Here is a 16,725-nt window from a genome sequence, read left to right as displayed (position 1 = left end):
CCGCCTATGCTGGCGGGGCGGGGCGAGGTTCGATTGGGGTAGGAGCACGAGATGACGGCTTCAACTGCGCGCGCCGTACGGTTCGGCCGTTACGGGGGCCGTGAGGTGTTGTACGTTGCTGACATCGAGATGCCGTCGGCCGGCCCGGGCGAGGTCGTGGTCGAGGTTCTCGCCGCGGGGATCAACTCCGGTGAGGCCGGCATCCGGGTCGGTGCGATGCATGAGATGTTTCCGGCCACCTTTCCATCAGGCGAGGGCAGCGACCTTGCCGGTGTGGTGACCGCCGTGGGCCCCGATGTCACCGAGTTCTCGGTCGGCGACGAGGTCTTGGGGTTCAGCTTCCGGCGGTCCAGCCATGCCACCCACACCGCCGTGCCGGTGGATCAGCTGATCCGCAAGCCTCCCCAATTGAGTTGGGAAGTAGCCGGTTCCCTGTACGTGGTCGGCGCGACCGCCTATGCCGCCGTCCGGGCGGTCGCGCCACAACCCGGTGAGACCGTCGCCGTTTCGGCGGCCGCGGGCGGAGTGGGCAGCCTCACCGTGCAACTGTTGGTTCTGCGCAAGGCACGAGTACTGGGCATCGCGGGGACCCCCAACGCCGACTGGCTGCGCGCCCACAATGTCATCCCGATTGCCTACGGTTACGGGCTCGCCGATCGGCTGCGCGAGGCGGCGCCGGACGGAATCGACGCGTTCATCGACTTGTTCGGCCCCGACTACGTCCAGCTCGCCGTCGACCTCGGTGTGGCGCCCGAGCGGATCGACACCATCATCTCGTTTCAGAAGGCCGGCGAGGTCGGCGCCAAGACCGAGGGCAGCACGGACGCGTCGACACCGGAGGTGCTGGCCGAAATGGCCGACCTGATCGTGACCGGCGCCATCGATTTCGAGATCGCCGCGACCTATCCGCTGGACCGGGTCGCCGACGCGTTCGAGGAACTCGAGAAACGGCACACGCGCGGCAAAATCGCTCTGCTGCCGAACGGTTCACAATGAGCCGGCCGGCGCGGCGATAGCGACGTCAACGACTTTGATCACCACGAACACGACTGCCAGGACTAGGTAACCCCGCAGCGTCAATAGCCCCGCCCGCCGGATCGTCGACATGGTCGGCCGGTCCAGGGCGGCCAGACTTGGGGTCTGCCAGTTCGCGCGATCCTGTCGAAGCACGGCGCGCCGTTCGGCACGCGTGAGGGACGGGGCGTCGTCAATCTCGTCGACCTCCTCGGGGTTCAGGCCGCCGCCCAACGCCCGCGAGATCACTTCCGCCTCCCGCCGCTCACTCGACCGACGACCGGCGATGATCGCGACAGCGCCGCCGACGATTCCGATCACCGCCCCCGCCGCAAGCCCGGCCTCGATCGTGGCGGTGGACAGGTTCTTGAAGAACGTCGTGGCCGTCAATGCCAATGACAACAGCACCAGAGACCAGACGATGGTCCACGCAATAATGTTCTGCCGCACCGTGTTTACCCACGGCCCCAACACTGCGCGGTCATTGCAGAGCAGAACCAGAAACACGGTCGCCGAGGGCAACAAAACGCCGGCGAGCGCCTGCACGCCTTGGGTCACCAGGCCCAGGACGTGGTCCGGGCTGAACGCCACCGCCGCCGACACCGCGAGTAGCACTGCGTATCCGCCGTAGAACAACGGGGCCTCGCTGATCTTCCAATGCAGCGAGTGCCGCTTGCCCATCGCGTCACCGACGGCGTAGGTGGTGGCCAGCCCGATGGCATTGGCCCCGATCAGCGACGCGTCCAGCAAGATGATCGCGAAGAGCACCCCCATGGTGTGGCCGACATGGTTGGCCAGGGCACTCGCAACCGCACCCGCGTCGGTGAAGTTGCCGGCCTCAGCGGTGCCGGCCAAACCGAACGCGGTCACCGCCATCAGCACCGTCGCACCGGCCATGACCACGACGATCCCGATGACTAAATCGGCTCGCGCGTAAGGAATCCAGCGTGCCGTGATGCGCTTGTCCACGACGTTGGACTGCTGGAAGAACAACTGCCACGGCGCCACCGTGGTGCCCACGATCGCGACGGTCAACAGCAGCACGGTGGAGTTCAGGCCACCGGGGAATTGCGGAACCAGTCCGGCGGCAGTCTCTTTCGCAGCTGGACGCACCATTACCGCCATCGGGATGATCAGCACGTTCACCGCGATCAGCAGGAACATCAGCCCTTCCCAGCGGCGGAACGAGCCTCCGGCTACCACGGCGAACAACAGCACGGCAGCGGCCGGGACCGCAACGATCTTCGGGCAGCCCAAGAACCCGAGAGCCAGTGCTACGCCGATGAATTCGGTGACGATGGTCAAGGCGTTGACGATCAGCAGATCACCAATGCTGAAGGCACCCCAGAACTTACCGAAGCGCTCGAATATCAAGCGCGCGTGGCCCACCCGGCTGACCGCGCCCAACCGCAGCACCATCTCCTGGTTCACGTACAACACCGGGATCAGCAAGGCCAGCGTCCACAACAGGCCCATGCCGTAGTTCTGCCCGGCCTGGGTGTAGGTAGCGACACCACCTGCGTCGTTGTCGCCGACCATCACGATCAATCCAGGACCGGTGATGACCATCAGCGTCCGCAGGCGCCGGAAGCGGCCGCTGAAGGCTTCGTACGCGTCGGTGCCGTCACGCCGGATACGGCCGAACGCACCGACGATATCGCCGACGTGCGCAGAATCCAGCACGGCCTGCCCGGGTTCGGGGGTTTCCTTCGGGGCCGCCGGAGCGCTCCGGCCGAGGATGGAGGCGCGGAGGCCGCCGCGGTGCTGCGTGGAGATCGAAGCCATGGGATTCTCGCTAACTCAAGGTCGGGCTATGGCGTTTCCTGGGCGTGTCCTGCGGCGTAATCAGTCACTGGTGGTCTCCCCTGCCGGCGGCGCGAGTACCGCAATCGGCATCCGCGACACGTACCGGTTGGCCCGCTCTTGCGGAGTAGGGATACGCCATCCGCGCAACTTGCTCGTCAGCTGCCGGCGCGTACGCCGCATCGAGTGACCGTGCAGCATGGAAAAGCCGGTAGCACGTTGTGCAACAACGAAGTTCATGATGTTCTCCTGTCAGGAAGCCAGACGGCTCGCGACATTCAAAACCATTCAGTGCGCTGCAAACGTCCGCATAGCGATGGGTGCGTATGCGAATGTCCGAGAAAACTCAGGCAGCAGAAGGAATGCCGGAACCGGATCGGGACAAGACGGATTTGGGATACGGACTATCGCTGGTATCGCTCATCTCGCCCTCACCTCCTCACGGCCGGGACACACGCGGGTGTCGTCACAGTCACCTGTACGGAAGAGGCAGAAAAGCCCGGCGAATAACCACCGAACACACCCCTCTCGTCGGAGCTTCGGCACTGCACGGCGTATCCGGAACGGAGTCCCAGAAGCCACTTGGGCTCAACCCTTGGGTCCGGGAAGAGCTGTCCTGACCCGGGGCGTCTCTCGACGTTCGGGGTCAGTGGCCTGTATCCATGCAGACGCCTCACCTACCGAGGTGCTTGCAACGTTCCATGTTGGCACGCGACCCACCGCCCGTCAAACCTGTTTACACAACGCTTACGGCGGGGGTGACCGATGTCACGCGAGGCCTACCCTCGTGACTATGCCCAACACGTTGCAGGATCCCAGAGTCGCGACCGAGCTCGACCGGATGTACACCGAGTCCAAAAGCCAGATGTCGAAGCTGCGCGAAATGCACGACGAACTCGGTCGCCCCATGACCGCCCGGGAACGCACCGAGGCGATGAGCGAATTCTACATTCCGGTGACACCCGAATCCGGCCGGCTGCTCTACGCGTTGGTGCGGGCGACCCGCCCGGCGACGGTCGTCGAATTCGGTATGTCCTTCGGCATCTCCGCCATCCACTTGGCGTCCGCAGTACGCGACAACGCGACCGGGCGCGTGCTGACCACCGAGCTCAGCGACACCAAGATCGCCGCGTCGAAGCAGACGTTCGCGAAGACCGGATTGGACAGCGTGAGCACCATTCTCGAAGGGGATGCACTGTCCACGCTGGCCGAGCTGGACGGGCCGGTCGATTTCGTTCTGCTCGACGGGTGGAAAGACCTCTACCTGCCGGTGATAAAGCTGCTGGAACCGCGGCTGTCAGCCGGTGTGCTGGTCGTCGCCGACAACGCCAGCGCGCCGGACATGAAGCCCTACCTCGACTACGTGCGCAACCCGGACAACGGCTACGTGAGCTTCAACTTCCTTGCCCGGGAAAGCGACAGCGTTGAAGTCAGTTGCCGCACTGGCGATTAGCCGCTCGAGTTAGTCCGCGTGACACCGACCAATAGACGATTGTTGAACGTGATAGCATATGCGATATCGCATTTGTCAATCGCCTAATGGCCCGCGGGCGGTACTCAGGTGACCCACGTGATTACTGATGCCGTCAGTTGCCACACTGGCGATTAGCGGCTTCGCACCGAATCCTCCAGCCACGGCGTCAACCATTTCACGCCTTCCGGGGTGAGATGGACGCCGTCGCTGCGGACCTTGATGCCGTCGACCTTGGGGGTGTAAACGCCGTCCGGGCATAGCTTTTTGTTCAGATCGAGGATCTGGACATTCGGGTGGTGGCCAACCGTGTTGCGCAGCATGGTATTCCACTGGTTGACCCGATCCGGCTGATCCTCCGGATACAGCTTGCCGTCCGGCTTCTCACCACCACGGCTATAGGGCACTGTGGCGACCACCACTCGAACGCCGGTGGAGCCCACGATGTTCAGGGCTCGCTCCAGTTCGGCGTTGAGGTAGGCGTCAAAGGTCGGATCGCCGATATGGGTCCATTTTCCTTCGTTGACCCGGTCGACGGTCTCCCAGCGGCCGATGATCAGCAGCGCGACGTCAGGCTGGTCCTGGCTGATCTGCGTCGACCACCGCAGTGGCCACGCGTCGCATTCCGGTCTCTGCTCCAGCGTTTGGCCGATATACCGGTACGGTGTGCCGCGCACCAGGCTGCAGCCGATGACGGTGTGGTCGAGGAACGCGAAGCCTGGTGTCGGCGGAAGATAGTGCATCCAGGTCCAGCCGATCGAATCGCCGAAGACCGAAACGGTGAACGGCCGGTTGGGATCTCGCGGCCCTGCCGGGTGATTGGCCCCCGGCGGCGACGGGGACACCGCCGCGACCGCCGACACGCCCGGCGGCAGGCCCTCGCGTAGGCCGGGTCCGGTTCCCACCGGGACCACGAGCAACGTCACCGCCGCGGCACTGGCCACCGTGGCCGCCGCCAGCGGCAACAACGGCACCCGCGACGGTCTCCAGCGCCGGATCGGTTGTTCGATCAGCCACCACGACGCGGCGGCCACTGCCACCGTGGCGGCACACCGAGCGGTGAACAGTGGGACGCCCGACCATCCGGTGCGTTCGCCGTTGAGCGCCAGGAAGATCGGCCAGTGCCACAGGTAGACGCCGTAGGAAATGGCGCCCAGCCACACCAACGGGCGCCAGGCCAGAACGCGGGCAACGGCTCCGCGCTGCTCCAGCGCTACCGGGGCCACCACCAGGACGGCGGCGACCGCGACCGCGATCAGCAACCCGTGACGGAACTCAGCGACGCTGCCCGTTGCGTAATGAGCCGCCGCCGCCAGCCCCGCCACACCGACGAACGGCAGAAGACGCGCGATCCGCCGGCCACCCCGAGTCCGGATCAGGCACCAGCCGCGGTTCAACGAGGCCCAGTCGCGGACCAGCAGAGCCGATGCCGCGGAGCCGATGAGCAACGCCTGCGCACGGGTATCGGTGCCGAAATACACCCGGTCACGGGTGGCTCCCGAGACAACGACGATCGCCACCGCGGCCGACGCCAGCGCGCCCAGGGTGGCCAGCATGAAGGTCGTGAACCGGACCCCACCCACGGTGGCCTTGGCGAAGTAGCGCCTGGCCCGCGCCGCCAGCAGCAGGGTCACCGCGATCAGCAGGACCGGCCAGAGGACGTAATACTGCTCCTCCACCCCCAGCGACCAGGTGTGCTGCAGAGGTGAGGGCGGGGCGCCCTGGGTGAAGTAGTCGGTCTTCTGGGCCACAAACCGCCAGTTCGCCATCCACAAGAAGGCGGCGAGCGCGTCGCTTCGCAGCCCGGTAAGCGATTGATTGGGCAGGAGTTCGCGCGCCACGGCAACCGTAAGAACCATCAACACCAGTGCCGGCAGTAGCCGCCGCGCACGGCGAATCCAGAACCCGGTCACCTCGATGCGACCGTTGCGCCCCAGCTCGTCGAGCAGCAGCGACGTGATCAGGAATCCGCTGAGGACGAAGAAGATGTCGACCCCGATGAACCCGCCACCCGTCCCGGGGATGCCGCCGTGCCCGGCGAGCACCAGCGCGACCGCGATCGCGCGCAGTCCGTCCAGTGCGGGAATGCCTTGCGAAGTGCCATTGCGCCGTTCCGGTTTATCCCAAATCGCCAGCCGGCCAACGCGCCGCACCGGAGCGACCCAGCGCCGCCGCCCAGCAGAAGGACCCGGCGCGGGAGAAATCCCGGCCGGTTCAGCGCTCGCCGTTAGCGCGCCTTGACCTCGTCGCCCGGCGCCGTAGTTGCTGCCGATACGTCGCTGCCCCTCCTCGTGATCTCAGCAAGCTTAGAGGCGAGAAAGCCGGGATCACGGGAAGACACGCGCGCCTACAGCCGGGTCAGAGCTGGGCCCACACCGACTTCTTCTTCAGGTAGGCCTCGACGCCCTCGCGGCCGAACTCGTGGCCCCAGCCGGACTGCTTGTAACCGCCGAACGGCACAGCGTGATCGAAGACCAACTGGCAGTTGATCGTGACCGTTCCGGCCTCCAACCGCTTGGCCAGCGTGTGGGCTCGGCTGAGGTTATTGGTCCACACGGTGGACGCCAACCCGTAGCTGGTGTCGTTGGCCATCGCGACGGCTTCGTCGTCGTCGTCGAACGGGAGGATCGTCACCACCGGACCGAAGATCTCTTGCTGGTACAGCCGCATGCCGCGGTCCACATTGGTCAGCACGGTCGGGTGAACGAAGTAACCCTTCCGGTCGAGTCGGTGGCCGCCGGTAACCACCTCGACGCCGTCGCGCCTGCCCTCATCGAGGAAGCCCATCACGCGGCTGAGCTGCTTGGCGCTGATCAACGGCCCGCTCATACAACCCTCTTCCTTCGGGCCGCCCAGCTTCATGCTGTTTGCCACCGCCGCGATGCCCTCGACAACCCGGTCGTAGACCCCGCGCTCGACGAAGATCCGCGAGCCGCACACACACCCTTGGCCCGAGTGCACGAAGATGCCCATGGCCGCCATGAAGATGGCCTTGTCCAAGTCGGCGTCGGAGTAGATCAGCACCGGCGACTTGCCACCGAGTTCGAGCATGACCTTCTTGAGGTTGCCCGCTGAGGCTCGCACGATCTCCTTGCCGACGTCGGTCGACCCGGTGAAGGCGACCTTCTCCACGTCAGGATGCGCCGTGATGGCCGCGCCCGCGGTGTGGCCGTAACCGGTCAACAGGTTGACGACACCGTCGGGAACGCCGGCCTCGGCGATGATGCGGTCGAGAACGAGCGCGGACAGCGGGGTTTCCTCCGCCGGCTTGACCACGCTGCTGCAGCCCGCGGCCAGGGCGGGCGCCAGCTTGGCGCTGGCATTGAAGATCGGACCGTTCCACGGAAAGATCAGGCCCACAACGCCGTAGGGCTCGTTGAGCGTGTACGCGTGCTGGTCGACGTACGTGTTCGAGGCGATGCCGCTCGTCTTCACGTCGTAAGCGTCGCCGTTCAGTTTGGTGCACCAGCCCGCGTAATACCGGAAGAACTCCGCACAGGTGGGCACGATCAACTGCGCCTGCATCAACGGCATACCGGTGTTCTGCGAGTCGATCTTGGCCAGTTCCTCGGCGTGTTCTTCGATGAGATCGGCGATGCGCCACATGACCTTGGCCCGTTCGCGGCCGGGTAGCCCGGCCCAGACGCCGGCCTGGTACGACGCCTTGGCCCGTGCCACGGCATCGTCGACGGCCTCTTGGCCGCAGTCGGTGAACTCGGTGAGCTGCTCTTCGGTCACCGGGTCGATGATCGGGATCACCTCCCCCGTGCCGGGTCGCTTCTGAATCTCGTCCAGGACCGTCTGCAGCGTCATCGTCGATTCCTCTCATCACGGCGGTGTGGCAGATGCTGAGCACTTGCTTAGCATTAGATGCTCGGTGGGGTCAATGTGTGTGGTGGAACATGGTTTGGTGCATCTTCGATGCATCACAGGGGAAATCGGTTGCGGACGCCATTGAAGCGCTCCCACATCAACGCCGTGCGTTCGGCGCTTGTGACGCGAGCGGTTTCTGGGGGTAGCGCGTGTGCGAGTTCCGCATCCTTGACGAGCCGGGTGGCCAATGCCGCGGGCTGGCCCGCGAGCATGTGGCGGTAGGTGAGGTTTCCGCGTTCGAATCCTTGGGTGTCGATCCAGTTGCGGAAGCCCGGGTCGTGGTGGGCCAGGATCAGTCTGACTTTGCCGTCGTTGTCGATCGATGCGCGGCTCGGGGTGTAGCTCACCGGCCGGTAGAGGAAGTCCATGCTGGTGAAGTACGCGCCCATGTTCGTGATCATCCAAAGGCCCTCGTGGGCGTCGAACTCGACGATGAGGGCGTCGTCTGGGCCCAGTTCCCAGTACATGTTGGCGGCGGTTCGGCCACGTTTGCCGTCCGCCTCGGATGCGTCCGGGCGAGGGAACCGATTCGGATGCTCATTGTCGACGCCGCCGTAGGTGAACGGGAATTCGGGCCAGTCGCTCATGAGCCCGGTGACGAAATCACCCGCCCAGCGCATTGCCTGGACCATTGTGTCGGGAGTCGGCTGCGGCTTCGGCGCGGCCATGTCGACGCGTTCGATCCGCATCCGTGCGGGACGCTCGTCCCAGCGGTCGAAGCCCTGGCGGATGAACAGCTTGCGCGAACTCGCGGTGGTCGGAAGCCAGTTCGGTCCGCGCTCGGGGCCACCGATGAACAGCTCGAAACTGCCGTCCGGCTCAACGTGGAGTTGGTGGCCCAACAGGTTCACCTCCGGCACGTCGCCGAAGGGCTCATGCAGGACGTGCGGGCCGTCCGGCCGCGCGCCCTGCACGGTGACATTGAAAAACTTTGCGGTGCCGCGCGTTCCGGTGATGCGGTAGGTCGATTCGCCGTCGATCCAGACCTGTTGGTAGGTGAAATCGGCGCAGTCTCCGCCTAGTTTGCGGGTCGGGTTGCAGAAGGCGTGAATCACCGGATAGCGGGTGTCGCGGGTTTCCAGGGCCAGATCGAAGGCCTGCCCCAGGTTCTGGGTGAGGAAGCGAAACGCGTCGGCACGCTGCAAGCCGGAGGTCGCGTTGAAATCTTTGAACGCTTGCCGGCCGGCGGCTTTCAATCGCTCGCAGAACTCGCTCCACGCACCGTCGAGCGCCGCGTCATCTGCCCCGTCGCCGAAAGCCACTGCAACCCTGCCTTTCTCAGCCGCCGAGCCTGTCGAGCATCGCGCTCACCGCCGCGCACGCTCGCCCGGCCGCCGCCAGCCTGCCCTCCGCATCGATTCGCGGCCCGAGCAATTCCACGTCGAAACCGAACCGATAGCCGTCGGCCAACGCCTGAGCCACGAAGGCCTCGATCGGAATCGCGCCGTCGCCGGGCACCGCGCGGGCCGGCAGCGCCCGGTCTCCCAGCACGTAATCACTCAACTGGATCAGTTGTGTCCGCGGAAGCGCGCTTCGCAGCAGGCCAGCGAGATCGGCTTCGGCCCAGCAGTGAAACAGGTCGATGCAGATGCCAAGCCCCGCCAGCTCGGCGAGGGTGATGGTGTCACGCAGGGTGTGCGCGAGATGGATGTCGGCGTAGAGGCTGGACGCGTTCTCGATGGCCAGGCCGACGCCGGCCTGCTGGGCCTCGTGCACGCAGGGCTCGATCGCGCGACAAAACCGCTCGGCTGCCTGTTCCCAGGTGAGTCCGCTCCGCCCGCCGGTGAGCATGTAGATGCACCGCGAGCCCGTGGCGGCGGCGGCGTCGATCAGCCGGGACAAGTTGGCGCGTGCGGCGTTGACCGACTGCGTCTCCCCTGCCAACCGGCCGGCGCCGAACAGGTGGTAGACCGCCTCGACCGCATACTCTTCGGCTTGAAGAAGGCGGACGAAGCCGGGGTCGAGAAGTTGCGTGTCGAGGACGCTCAGGTGTCGCAGGCCAAGAGACGTCCAAATGCTCTGCAGCTCGGCAGGATCCGCCCCGAGGAACGTCACGTTGTGGACCGACAGCCCTTTGTGCATGAGCATCTCAGTCGCGCTTTTCGATGCTGACTCCGAACCGCGCACGGAAAGACGCGAATTCCGCGTGCAGATCGTCGAGGTTCTCACCGATGTCGGTCAGCAAGCTGGTGGAGTAGCGGAACTTCCCGTAGCGGTCGCCGCGGTTGTAGGCCAGGTAATCACGCATCGACGCCTCGGCCTCGCTGGTAAGGGCCCGCCCGCAAAAAGCGTAATAGCGGCCCACGGTTGCGACCGGGTCGGCGATGAAGTCGGTATAGGGGATGTGCAGTATCCGTGGATCGTCCACCATTGGGTTGGTCATGGTGTTGGTAATGCTGGCGCGGGTCATCTCCAGGTGCTTCTTCGTCTCGACCGCGAGGTCGATCGGACCGACGATGCCGTCGAGGATGTCGGCCATCATCATCGTGCGCGAAGCCGCGACCTGCACCGGGTCACGATGCAACCACAGCAGATTCGCGTCGGGATAGGCGTCGAAGAACTCTTGGAGGCGAAAGCCGTGAAACCCTTTCAGTATCCAGTACTTTCGGGGCCGGTTGTACTGGAACTGTTGCAGCATCGCCTTGTGTAGACGGTATTGTGCGACCGGATCCGTCGGCAACCCACCTACCAGCGTCTGCATCGGCACCCGCCACCACGCCGTCGGGGTCATCACCCGAAAGTCGAAGGCCCACGTGCGCTCATCCTCCGGCAGACCGTCACCGAGCATGTCGTTGTAGGGATGGCTCAGTAGCCATTTGGGCATCTTCGCGTTGATATCGCGCCAGTCGGCGTCGGCCCGGGCCCGGCGGGGATCGTCCGGGCGTGTGGCGCCGGGAGGCGGTGACGGGTACATCACCTCCCAGAAGCGCAGCGCTCGCGCGTTCGGGTCCATCGCCATCAGCGCATGCATGAGCGTGGTACCCGAACGCGGCTCGCCCGTCACGAACATCGGCTGGTCGATCACCTCGGCGGCGATCGGATAGCGATAGCGGTCCTCGATGAACTCCAGCCGTGACGTCAGCAGCCAATGACAAACACTTTCGGCTTGGTCAATGCCTTTGGCGTCCATGCCAATACCGTTCAAGTGGTCGACGGCCAACGCGAACCGCTCCGGCAGGGTCGGATCGCCGTAGTCGTCCAGACCCGTCTCGGCCTGCGCACGGGCAAGCATCGCGGAAGCGTCGAGTGCCGCGATCATGGCTGAGCTCCACACAAAGTCAACAATTCGTCCTCCGTCTTGCGCACGTTGGCTGCCGACGCCGCGCTGAACTCCAGTCCGGCCATCGCGCCGTAATCCAGGATCTTGGGAACGCGGAGCCCGGCATCCACATACGACTTGATGATTCGGGCGACCTGTTGTGGTGTGCCGTGCGGCACGACCGCCAGAATCGCTTCGGGCTCGACGCGGTCCAGGAAGTCGATGATCCGTTCCCGCGTCAGCGTCGTCGGGTCGATGTCATGGAACCCGCCCCAGTCATCGCCCATCGGGTGGTCAAAGCCGAAGCAGCGGCGCAATACTTCCGCCGACACCTGCAGCAGGAAGGAACGTACCAGTGGAGCGCGGACGATCCGGTCGAGGGCATCGTCGTCCTCGCCGATCAGGCATACCTGGACAAAACAGGGCGTGATCGCCATCGGGTCGCGGCCGGCCCGCTCGGCCGATTGCCTTATGGTGCTGAGCATCTCAGCGTAGTGGTCGGGGGTCCACGCTCCGGCCGGCCACCAGCCGTCGGCGTAGCGCCCGACGATATCGAGCATCCGGGGCCCGCTGGCGCCGATCCAGATCGGCGGGAAGCGCCCGTCGTAGGGCTCGGCGTCCAGCCGTGCGTGCTTCAGTTGGTAGAACCGGCCATCGAAGTCCACCGGCCCGTCGCTGTCCCAGAGCAGACGGATGACCTTCAACGCCTCCTCGAAGCGGCTTACGGGCCGGGCGAAGTCGAATCCGTACGGCACGATGTTTTCGCTCTCCCCGCTGCCCAGGCCGAGGATGAATCGCCCCCGGGACAGATGGTCGATGGTCAGCGCGCTTTGCGCCAGCGAGGCGGGGTGGCGTCGTACCGTGTCCACGACACTGGTGGCCAGTGGCACGGTAGTGGTCAGCACGGCCGCGGCCGCAGCGACAGCCATGCCGTCTAGATTGCGGTGCGGCGACGGCGATGCCGTTGCGAGGTCGGTGAATTCGGGCGTCCACAGCGCGTCGGGCCAAAAGCTCACCATGTGATCGGGCAGCCAGATCGAGTGGTATCGACCCGTGTCCAGGTCAGCTAGGGCCGACAGGTTCAGCGGGAGCGTCGTGCGCACAAACGCCGCGGGCGAAACGCGCATCACTGACCTCGCTCGGCCTTACTACCAGCGCCCAGATCGCCGCGACACTTAAACGGCGCACGCGACACGCCGTGGCGGGTGTGCGTAGCTTCAGTTTCGAGGAACGCGGCTTGGCCTAGGTTCACCGCGCGACCCACTCCGATGCCAACGCGAACTCCGACAGATACTTGGTCGAGCTCCAGCCGCCGTCGACGACGATCGTCTGCCCATTGATGAAGCTCGCGCCCGGCGAGCACAAGAACGCGACGGTGCTGGCGATGTCATCGATGGTGCCCAACCGCTGATGTGGCGTCATCTCGGTGTTGATCTTGCGGAACCGCTCGTCCTCCAAGCGCTTCTCGACCATCGGCGTTACCGTCACACCGGGCGCAACGGCGTTACAGCGGATGCCAGAGGCACCGTACTGGCAGGCAATGTGGGTAGTCAGCGCGGTAAGCCCACCTTTGGCCGCGGAGTAGGCGCCGCCGCGAAGCCCACCGATGACGGCGAAAGTCGACGTGATGTTGATGATCGCCGATCCGGGGCCCATGTGTGGCAGCACGTCGCGCGCCAGCCTGAACGGCGCCCGCAACATCAAACCCAGGAAGTAGTCCAGTGTTTCGTCGTCTGTTTCGTGCAGCGGTTTGGGACCGCCGACCCCGGCGTTGTTGATCAGGAAGTCGATGTGGCCCCACCGTTCGACGGCGAGGTCGACGATGCGTCGCGGCGCGTCGTCACGGGTCAGGTCGACGGCCAGGGTCGCGACCCGCGCCGGGTCGTCGATGGACTTTGCCAGCTCGGCCAGGCGGTCCTCGTCGCGGCCGGTGCCGAGGATGGCCATCCCCATCTCGGCGAGTTTTTTCGCGCAGCCCAATCCGATGCCGCTGGTTGCGCCCGTGACGATTGCGACCTGCATCTCACCCATCCACCTTTGTTAAAGCCGCTTGGATCTGATGTTTGAGGATCTTGCCCGCGTCGTTCTTGGGCAGCGCATCCCAGATGACCACCTGTTCTGGGGCCTTGAATTTCGCGACGCCCTTGCTCTGCAGCAGCGCGAGCAGGTTGGCGACGTCTGGCCTCGGCTCGCCTGCGGGCACGATCACCGCACAAGCCCGCTCGCCGGTCCTGTCGTCGGGCAGCCCGACGACCGCGATTTCGGCGATGCCGGGGTGGTCGGCGAGCAGGTCCTCGACTTCCTTGGCCGAGATGTTCTCGCCGTTGCGGATGATGACGTCCTTGGCGCGGCCGGTCACGACGAGGTAGTGGTCTTCGAAACCGGCTGAGACCCAGCGGCCGAGGTCTCCGGTGCGGAAAAACCCTGCGGCATCGAATGAGTCGGCATCGTCTTCGGGGTGTCGGTAGCCCAGCAGCATCTGCGGGCCGCGCACACAGATTTCACCGTCACCGGCCGGCGCGGCTTCGTGGGCAACGAGTTTGATTTCGGCGATGCCGGCCCGTCCGTCGGTGTCCGCGGCTGGGCCGGCTTCGTCTGGCCGGGGGGCGCCGACGGTCGCGACGGGCACTTCCGTGCAGCCGTAGACGCGGGTTACCACCGCCCGGTCGAAATATTCGGCGGCGCGGCGGATCAGCGACGGCGACACGGAGGCGCCGCCGCAGATGAATACCTTCAAGTCGGGCAGGCGAGTGTCGGCGCGTTCGGCGGCGGACAGCAGCTGTTGCAGAAACGGTGTCGCCCCGGCCATGTGGGTGCACCGCTCATTGTCCATCAGTGCCACTGCTGCCGACGGTTCCCACCGGTCCATGAGTACCGCGGTCGTGCCCAGCAGCAGCGGGCATTCAAAGGCGTATATCGAGCCGCCGATGTGGGCGATGGGCGACGGAACCAGGAACGTGTCGCCCGGCTCGACGTTCCACTGGTCGCGGATCTGGCAGATCAGCGCGTGTATTGAATTATGACTGTGCAGAACGCCTTTCGGTCGCCCAGTGGTGCCCGACGTGTAGAGGACCATCCGCACGGCGTCGGGATCCAGGGCCGGCAGTCTCGCGGTATCCGGTTCGAGCCCTAGCAGCGCGGGATACGGTGTGTGCGAGCCGGATTTGCCGCGCAGCACGACCACTTCGGGCGACGGCCTCATCGCGGCGGTCACGCGCTCGAGCATCGCCGCGTAGTCATGCCCGCCGAAATGGTCCGGGACGAAGATCATCGCCGTTTCGACGTCTTCGAGGATGAAACGCAGGTCGTGGTCGCGCAACGACGGCAGGATCGGGTTCACCACCATCCCGGCCAGCGTCGCGGCCAGATAGATGACGGCGGCCTCGTGCCAGTTCGGCAGCATGAACGACACGGTGCTGCCGGTCGGCATCCGCTCCATCAGGGCGTTCGCCAACCCGGCGGCCTGAGTGTAGAGCGTGGCGCAGTCTAGGCGGGTGTCCTTGTCCACCAGCACCGTTCGCTGCGGCGTGATTTCCGCGGCCGCGCGCAGCGAATCGGCCAACGTGGTGTGCACCCACAGCCCGCGACGGTACGCCTGCGCCGTGCGTGCCGTGTCGTGGCGGGGCCGGGCAATCACGTCAGCCAGCCGCCTGACCGTTCACGCGGCGCATGGTCATTGCGTAGCGGAAATTCGGCGACAGATGGGTGTTGATCGTCAGCTGAGCCATCTCGCCGTCAGACGTCTTGTAGCTGCGCCGCATCTGCAGCGCTGCCGTCCCCGCCTCAACGCCGAGGCCGTCGGCCAGTTCGGGGGAAAGCAGGACCGCGGCGATTTCCTGGTGCAACTCGGAGATACTCACACCGAACAGGTCCTCGATCAACGGAAAGATCGGGCCGGTGTGGCGTTGGAGCAGCCTGCCGACCGCGGCGAAAGTGCGGCTTATGTAGTACTCCGTTCGGCACAGGGGTGCCGGCGCGCCGTCAGCCTGCCGGTAGCCGCGCACCGATAGCCACTGGCTGCCGGGCTCCAGCCCGGTCCGGACGGCGAGATCATCGTCGATGGTCACCATCTCGTTGGACTCGATGTTCAGCTGCGCGCCGGCGGCGAACTCGAGCAGGTCGTCGATCGACATCGCATCCTGCGCATACGAACTGGACGCTGGCCGGGGGACCACCCGGGTCCCCGCTCGTGGTCGCGACGCGACGAGGTTGTCCTCACGCAGTCGGCGTAGGGCTTCGCGGACGGTGTAGCGGCTGACCGCGAACCGCTCGCACAATTGGTGTTCGGTGGGCAGCTGCGAGCCCACCGGATACACCCCGTCGACGATCTCTTTGCGCAGTGTGCGCGCGATCTGTAGGTAGCGGTGCTCGCTCGAGATGGCTTGGGACATTATCGGTTTTCCAAGCGGTTTTCCCGCAACCGGCGCACTGCCAGGACGCTGCCGTCACCGTCGGCCGAGATGTAGAGCGTGCCGTCGGTCGCGGCGGCGATGCCGGCGAAAGGGCCCTGCGGCCCGGAAAACGGCGGCAATCCTTTCAGCGGCTTAGCCACCACGCCCGGCGGCGGGCCGACCGGCAACCCCGAAGCGATGGTGTACCGGACGTTGGTGTTCAGGTCGAACGCGATCAACTCCTTGGCACCGGCATCGACGATGTAGAGCACACCGTCGCGTACGCAAATGCCTTGCGGACGCTGTAGGTCGGCCACCGCGGTGTCGATCCTCGAGCCGTTCACCTTGACCACCCGTCCGGCACCGGCCTCTGCGACCAGGCACGCCCCGTCTGCGCCGATCGCGACACCGACCGGCTCACGCAGGTCGCTGGCCAGCACATCGACATCACCCAAGACCCCACCCGGCCGCAACGACAACACCCGTCCCGTGCCCAACTCGGCAAAGACCACACCGTCAGGGCTGAGCGCGATGCCGTAGAGCTGGTCGAAACCGTCTGCCAGCACGTCGCTTTCGCTCGCCGCCGGCCGGTATCGGCTGACCTGGCCACCTGACGTCGTCACCACGAACTCACCGGGCCCACTGGACACGACGCCGCGCAGGAACCCGGGATAGCCGGGACTGAACAGCATCCCCACGGTCTGCAAAGACCCGTCCGGCAGGGCCGTGTAGAAATACGTGCCGTCGGCGATGTAGAGCCGCCCGTCGTGACCCACGGTCAAATCCAGCGGCCAGTTCAGCCCACCGGGCAACACGGTTCGCGTCTCGCCGTCGGGTGCTATCTCGGTGATCTCGCCGGTGAAGTTGGATACCAGCACCCGGTCGCCGACGAAGGTGCAGTTGTCCAGCCCCGG

14 protein-coding genes and 1 riboswitch are annotated in these 16,725 nt (G+C 65.5%); of the genes, 2 read left to right on the top strand and 12 right to left on the bottom strand.

Translation table 11 applies throughout. The features are described from left to right. The first annotated feature begins 51 nt into the window (after positions 1-51). Positions 52-996 (top strand): NADP-dependent oxidoreductase, encoded by a 945-nt coding sequence (locus ACLP9N_RS30610; RefSeq protein WP_442410889.1) that lies wholly within the window; start codon positions 52-54, stop codon positions 994-996. On the opposite strand, the gene ACLP9N_RS30605 is transcribed toward ACLP9N_RS30610, so the two are convergent. Both ACLP9N_RS30605 and ACLP9N_RS30600 read right to left on the bottom strand, forming a co-directional pair. Further along, positions 988-2,799, bottom strand: coding sequence for an NRAMP family divalent metal transporter (locus tag ACLP9N_RS30605; RefSeq protein ID WP_442410888.1), 1,812 nt, complete (start codon positions 2,797-2,799; stop codon positions 988-990). The genes ACLP9N_RS30610 and ACLP9N_RS30605 overlap by 9 nt on opposite strands. 60 nt (positions 2,800-2,859) lie before the next feature. Continuing rightward, positions 2,860-3,057, bottom strand: coding sequence for a hypothetical protein (locus ACLP9N_RS30600; protein WP_442410887.1), 198 nt, complete (start codon positions 3,055-3,057; stop codon positions 2,860-2,862). A 276-nt stretch (positions 3,058-3,333) separates the two neighbouring features. Next, positions 3,334-3,509, bottom strand: a riboswitch (M-box (ykoK) riboswitch). A gap of 101 nt (positions 3,510-3,610) precedes the next feature. On the opposite strand from ACLP9N_RS30600, the gene ACLP9N_RS30595 reads away from it, so the two are divergent. Beyond that, complete coding sequence (locus tag ACLP9N_RS30595) at positions 3,611-4,270, top strand: O-methyltransferase (RefSeq protein ID WP_442410886.1); 660 nt, start codon at positions 3,611-3,613, stop codon at positions 4,268-4,270. 152 nt (positions 4,271-4,422) lie between these two features. Here the strand turns inward: ACLP9N_RS30595 and ACLP9N_RS30590 are convergent, their stop codons facing one another. From ACLP9N_RS30590 to ACLP9N_RS30545, 10 genes are all read right to left on the bottom strand, one after another. Then, on the bottom strand, positions 4,423-6,492 hold the full coding sequence (locus ACLP9N_RS30590; RefSeq protein WP_442410890.1) for an acyltransferase family protein: 2,070 nt from the start codon (positions 6,490-6,492) through the stop codon (positions 4,423-4,425). 154 nt (positions 6,493-6,646) lie between these two features. Then, complete coding sequence (locus tag ACLP9N_RS30585; RefSeq protein WP_442410885.1) at positions 6,647-8,101, bottom strand: aldehyde dehydrogenase family protein; 1,455 nt, start codon at positions 8,099-8,101, stop codon at positions 6,647-6,649. A 113-nt stretch (positions 8,102-8,214) separates the two neighbouring features. Beyond that, positions 8,215-9,423 carry a DUF1214 domain-containing protein gene (locus tag ACLP9N_RS30580; protein WP_442410884.1) on the bottom strand — a complete coding sequence of 403 codons (1,209 nt, stop codon included), beginning with the start codon at positions 9,421-9,423 and terminating at the stop codon, positions 8,215-8,217. A 16-nt stretch (positions 9,424-9,439) separates the two neighbouring features. After that, a complete protein-coding gene (locus tag ACLP9N_RS30575) occupies positions 9,440-10,243 on the bottom strand; it encodes a sugar phosphate isomerase/epimerase family protein (RefSeq protein ID WP_442410883.1) in 804 nt (267 codons plus the stop codon). A gap of 7 nt (positions 10,244-10,250) precedes the next feature. Further along, the gene (locus ACLP9N_RS30570) at positions 10,251-11,420 is read right to left on the bottom strand and encodes a sulfotransferase family protein (protein ID WP_442410882.1); all 1,170 of its coding nucleotides are present in this window, start codon (positions 11,418-11,420) and stop codon (positions 10,251-10,253) included. Beyond that, positions 11,417-12,547 carry an LLM class flavin-dependent oxidoreductase gene (locus ACLP9N_RS30565; RefSeq protein WP_442410881.1) on the bottom strand — a complete coding sequence of 377 codons (1,131 nt, stop codon included), beginning with the start codon at positions 12,545-12,547 and terminating at the stop codon, positions 11,417-11,419. The genes ACLP9N_RS30570 and ACLP9N_RS30565 overlap by 4 nt, the downstream gene beginning before the upstream one ends. Before the next feature lie 121 nt (positions 12,548-12,668). Then, entirely contained in the window at positions 12,669-13,451 is a 783-nt protein-coding gene (locus ACLP9N_RS30560; RefSeq protein ID WP_442410880.1) for an SDR family NAD(P)-dependent oxidoreductase, read from the bottom strand. Further along, positions 13,444-15,057 (bottom strand): AMP-binding protein, encoded by a 1,614-nt coding sequence (locus ACLP9N_RS30555; protein WP_442410879.1) that lies wholly within the window; start codon positions 15,055-15,057, stop codon positions 13,444-13,446. Before ACLP9N_RS30555 ends, ACLP9N_RS30560 begins: the two co-directional genes overlap by 8 nt. 1 nt (position 15,058) lies before the next feature. Continuing rightward, positions 15,059-15,811 (bottom strand): GntR family transcriptional regulator, encoded by a 753-nt coding sequence (locus ACLP9N_RS30550; protein WP_442410878.1) that lies wholly within the window; start codon positions 15,809-15,811, stop codon positions 15,059-15,061. Next, positions 15,811-16,725, bottom strand: a 915-nt coding sequence (locus tag ACLP9N_RS30545; protein ID WP_442410877.1) for a Vgb family protein, incomplete at its 5' end; no start/stop codon positions are given. The genes ACLP9N_RS30550 and ACLP9N_RS30545, both read right to left, overlap by 1 nt.

Origin of the sequence: Mycobacterium sp. (genome assembly GCF_052144515.1) — a bacterium.
In the GTDB taxonomy this organism is placed as follows: domain Bacteria; phylum Actinomycetota; class Actinomycetes; order Mycobacteriales; family Mycobacteriaceae; genus Mycobacterium.
This window is presented reverse-complemented; position numbering and strand designations above follow the sequence as displayed.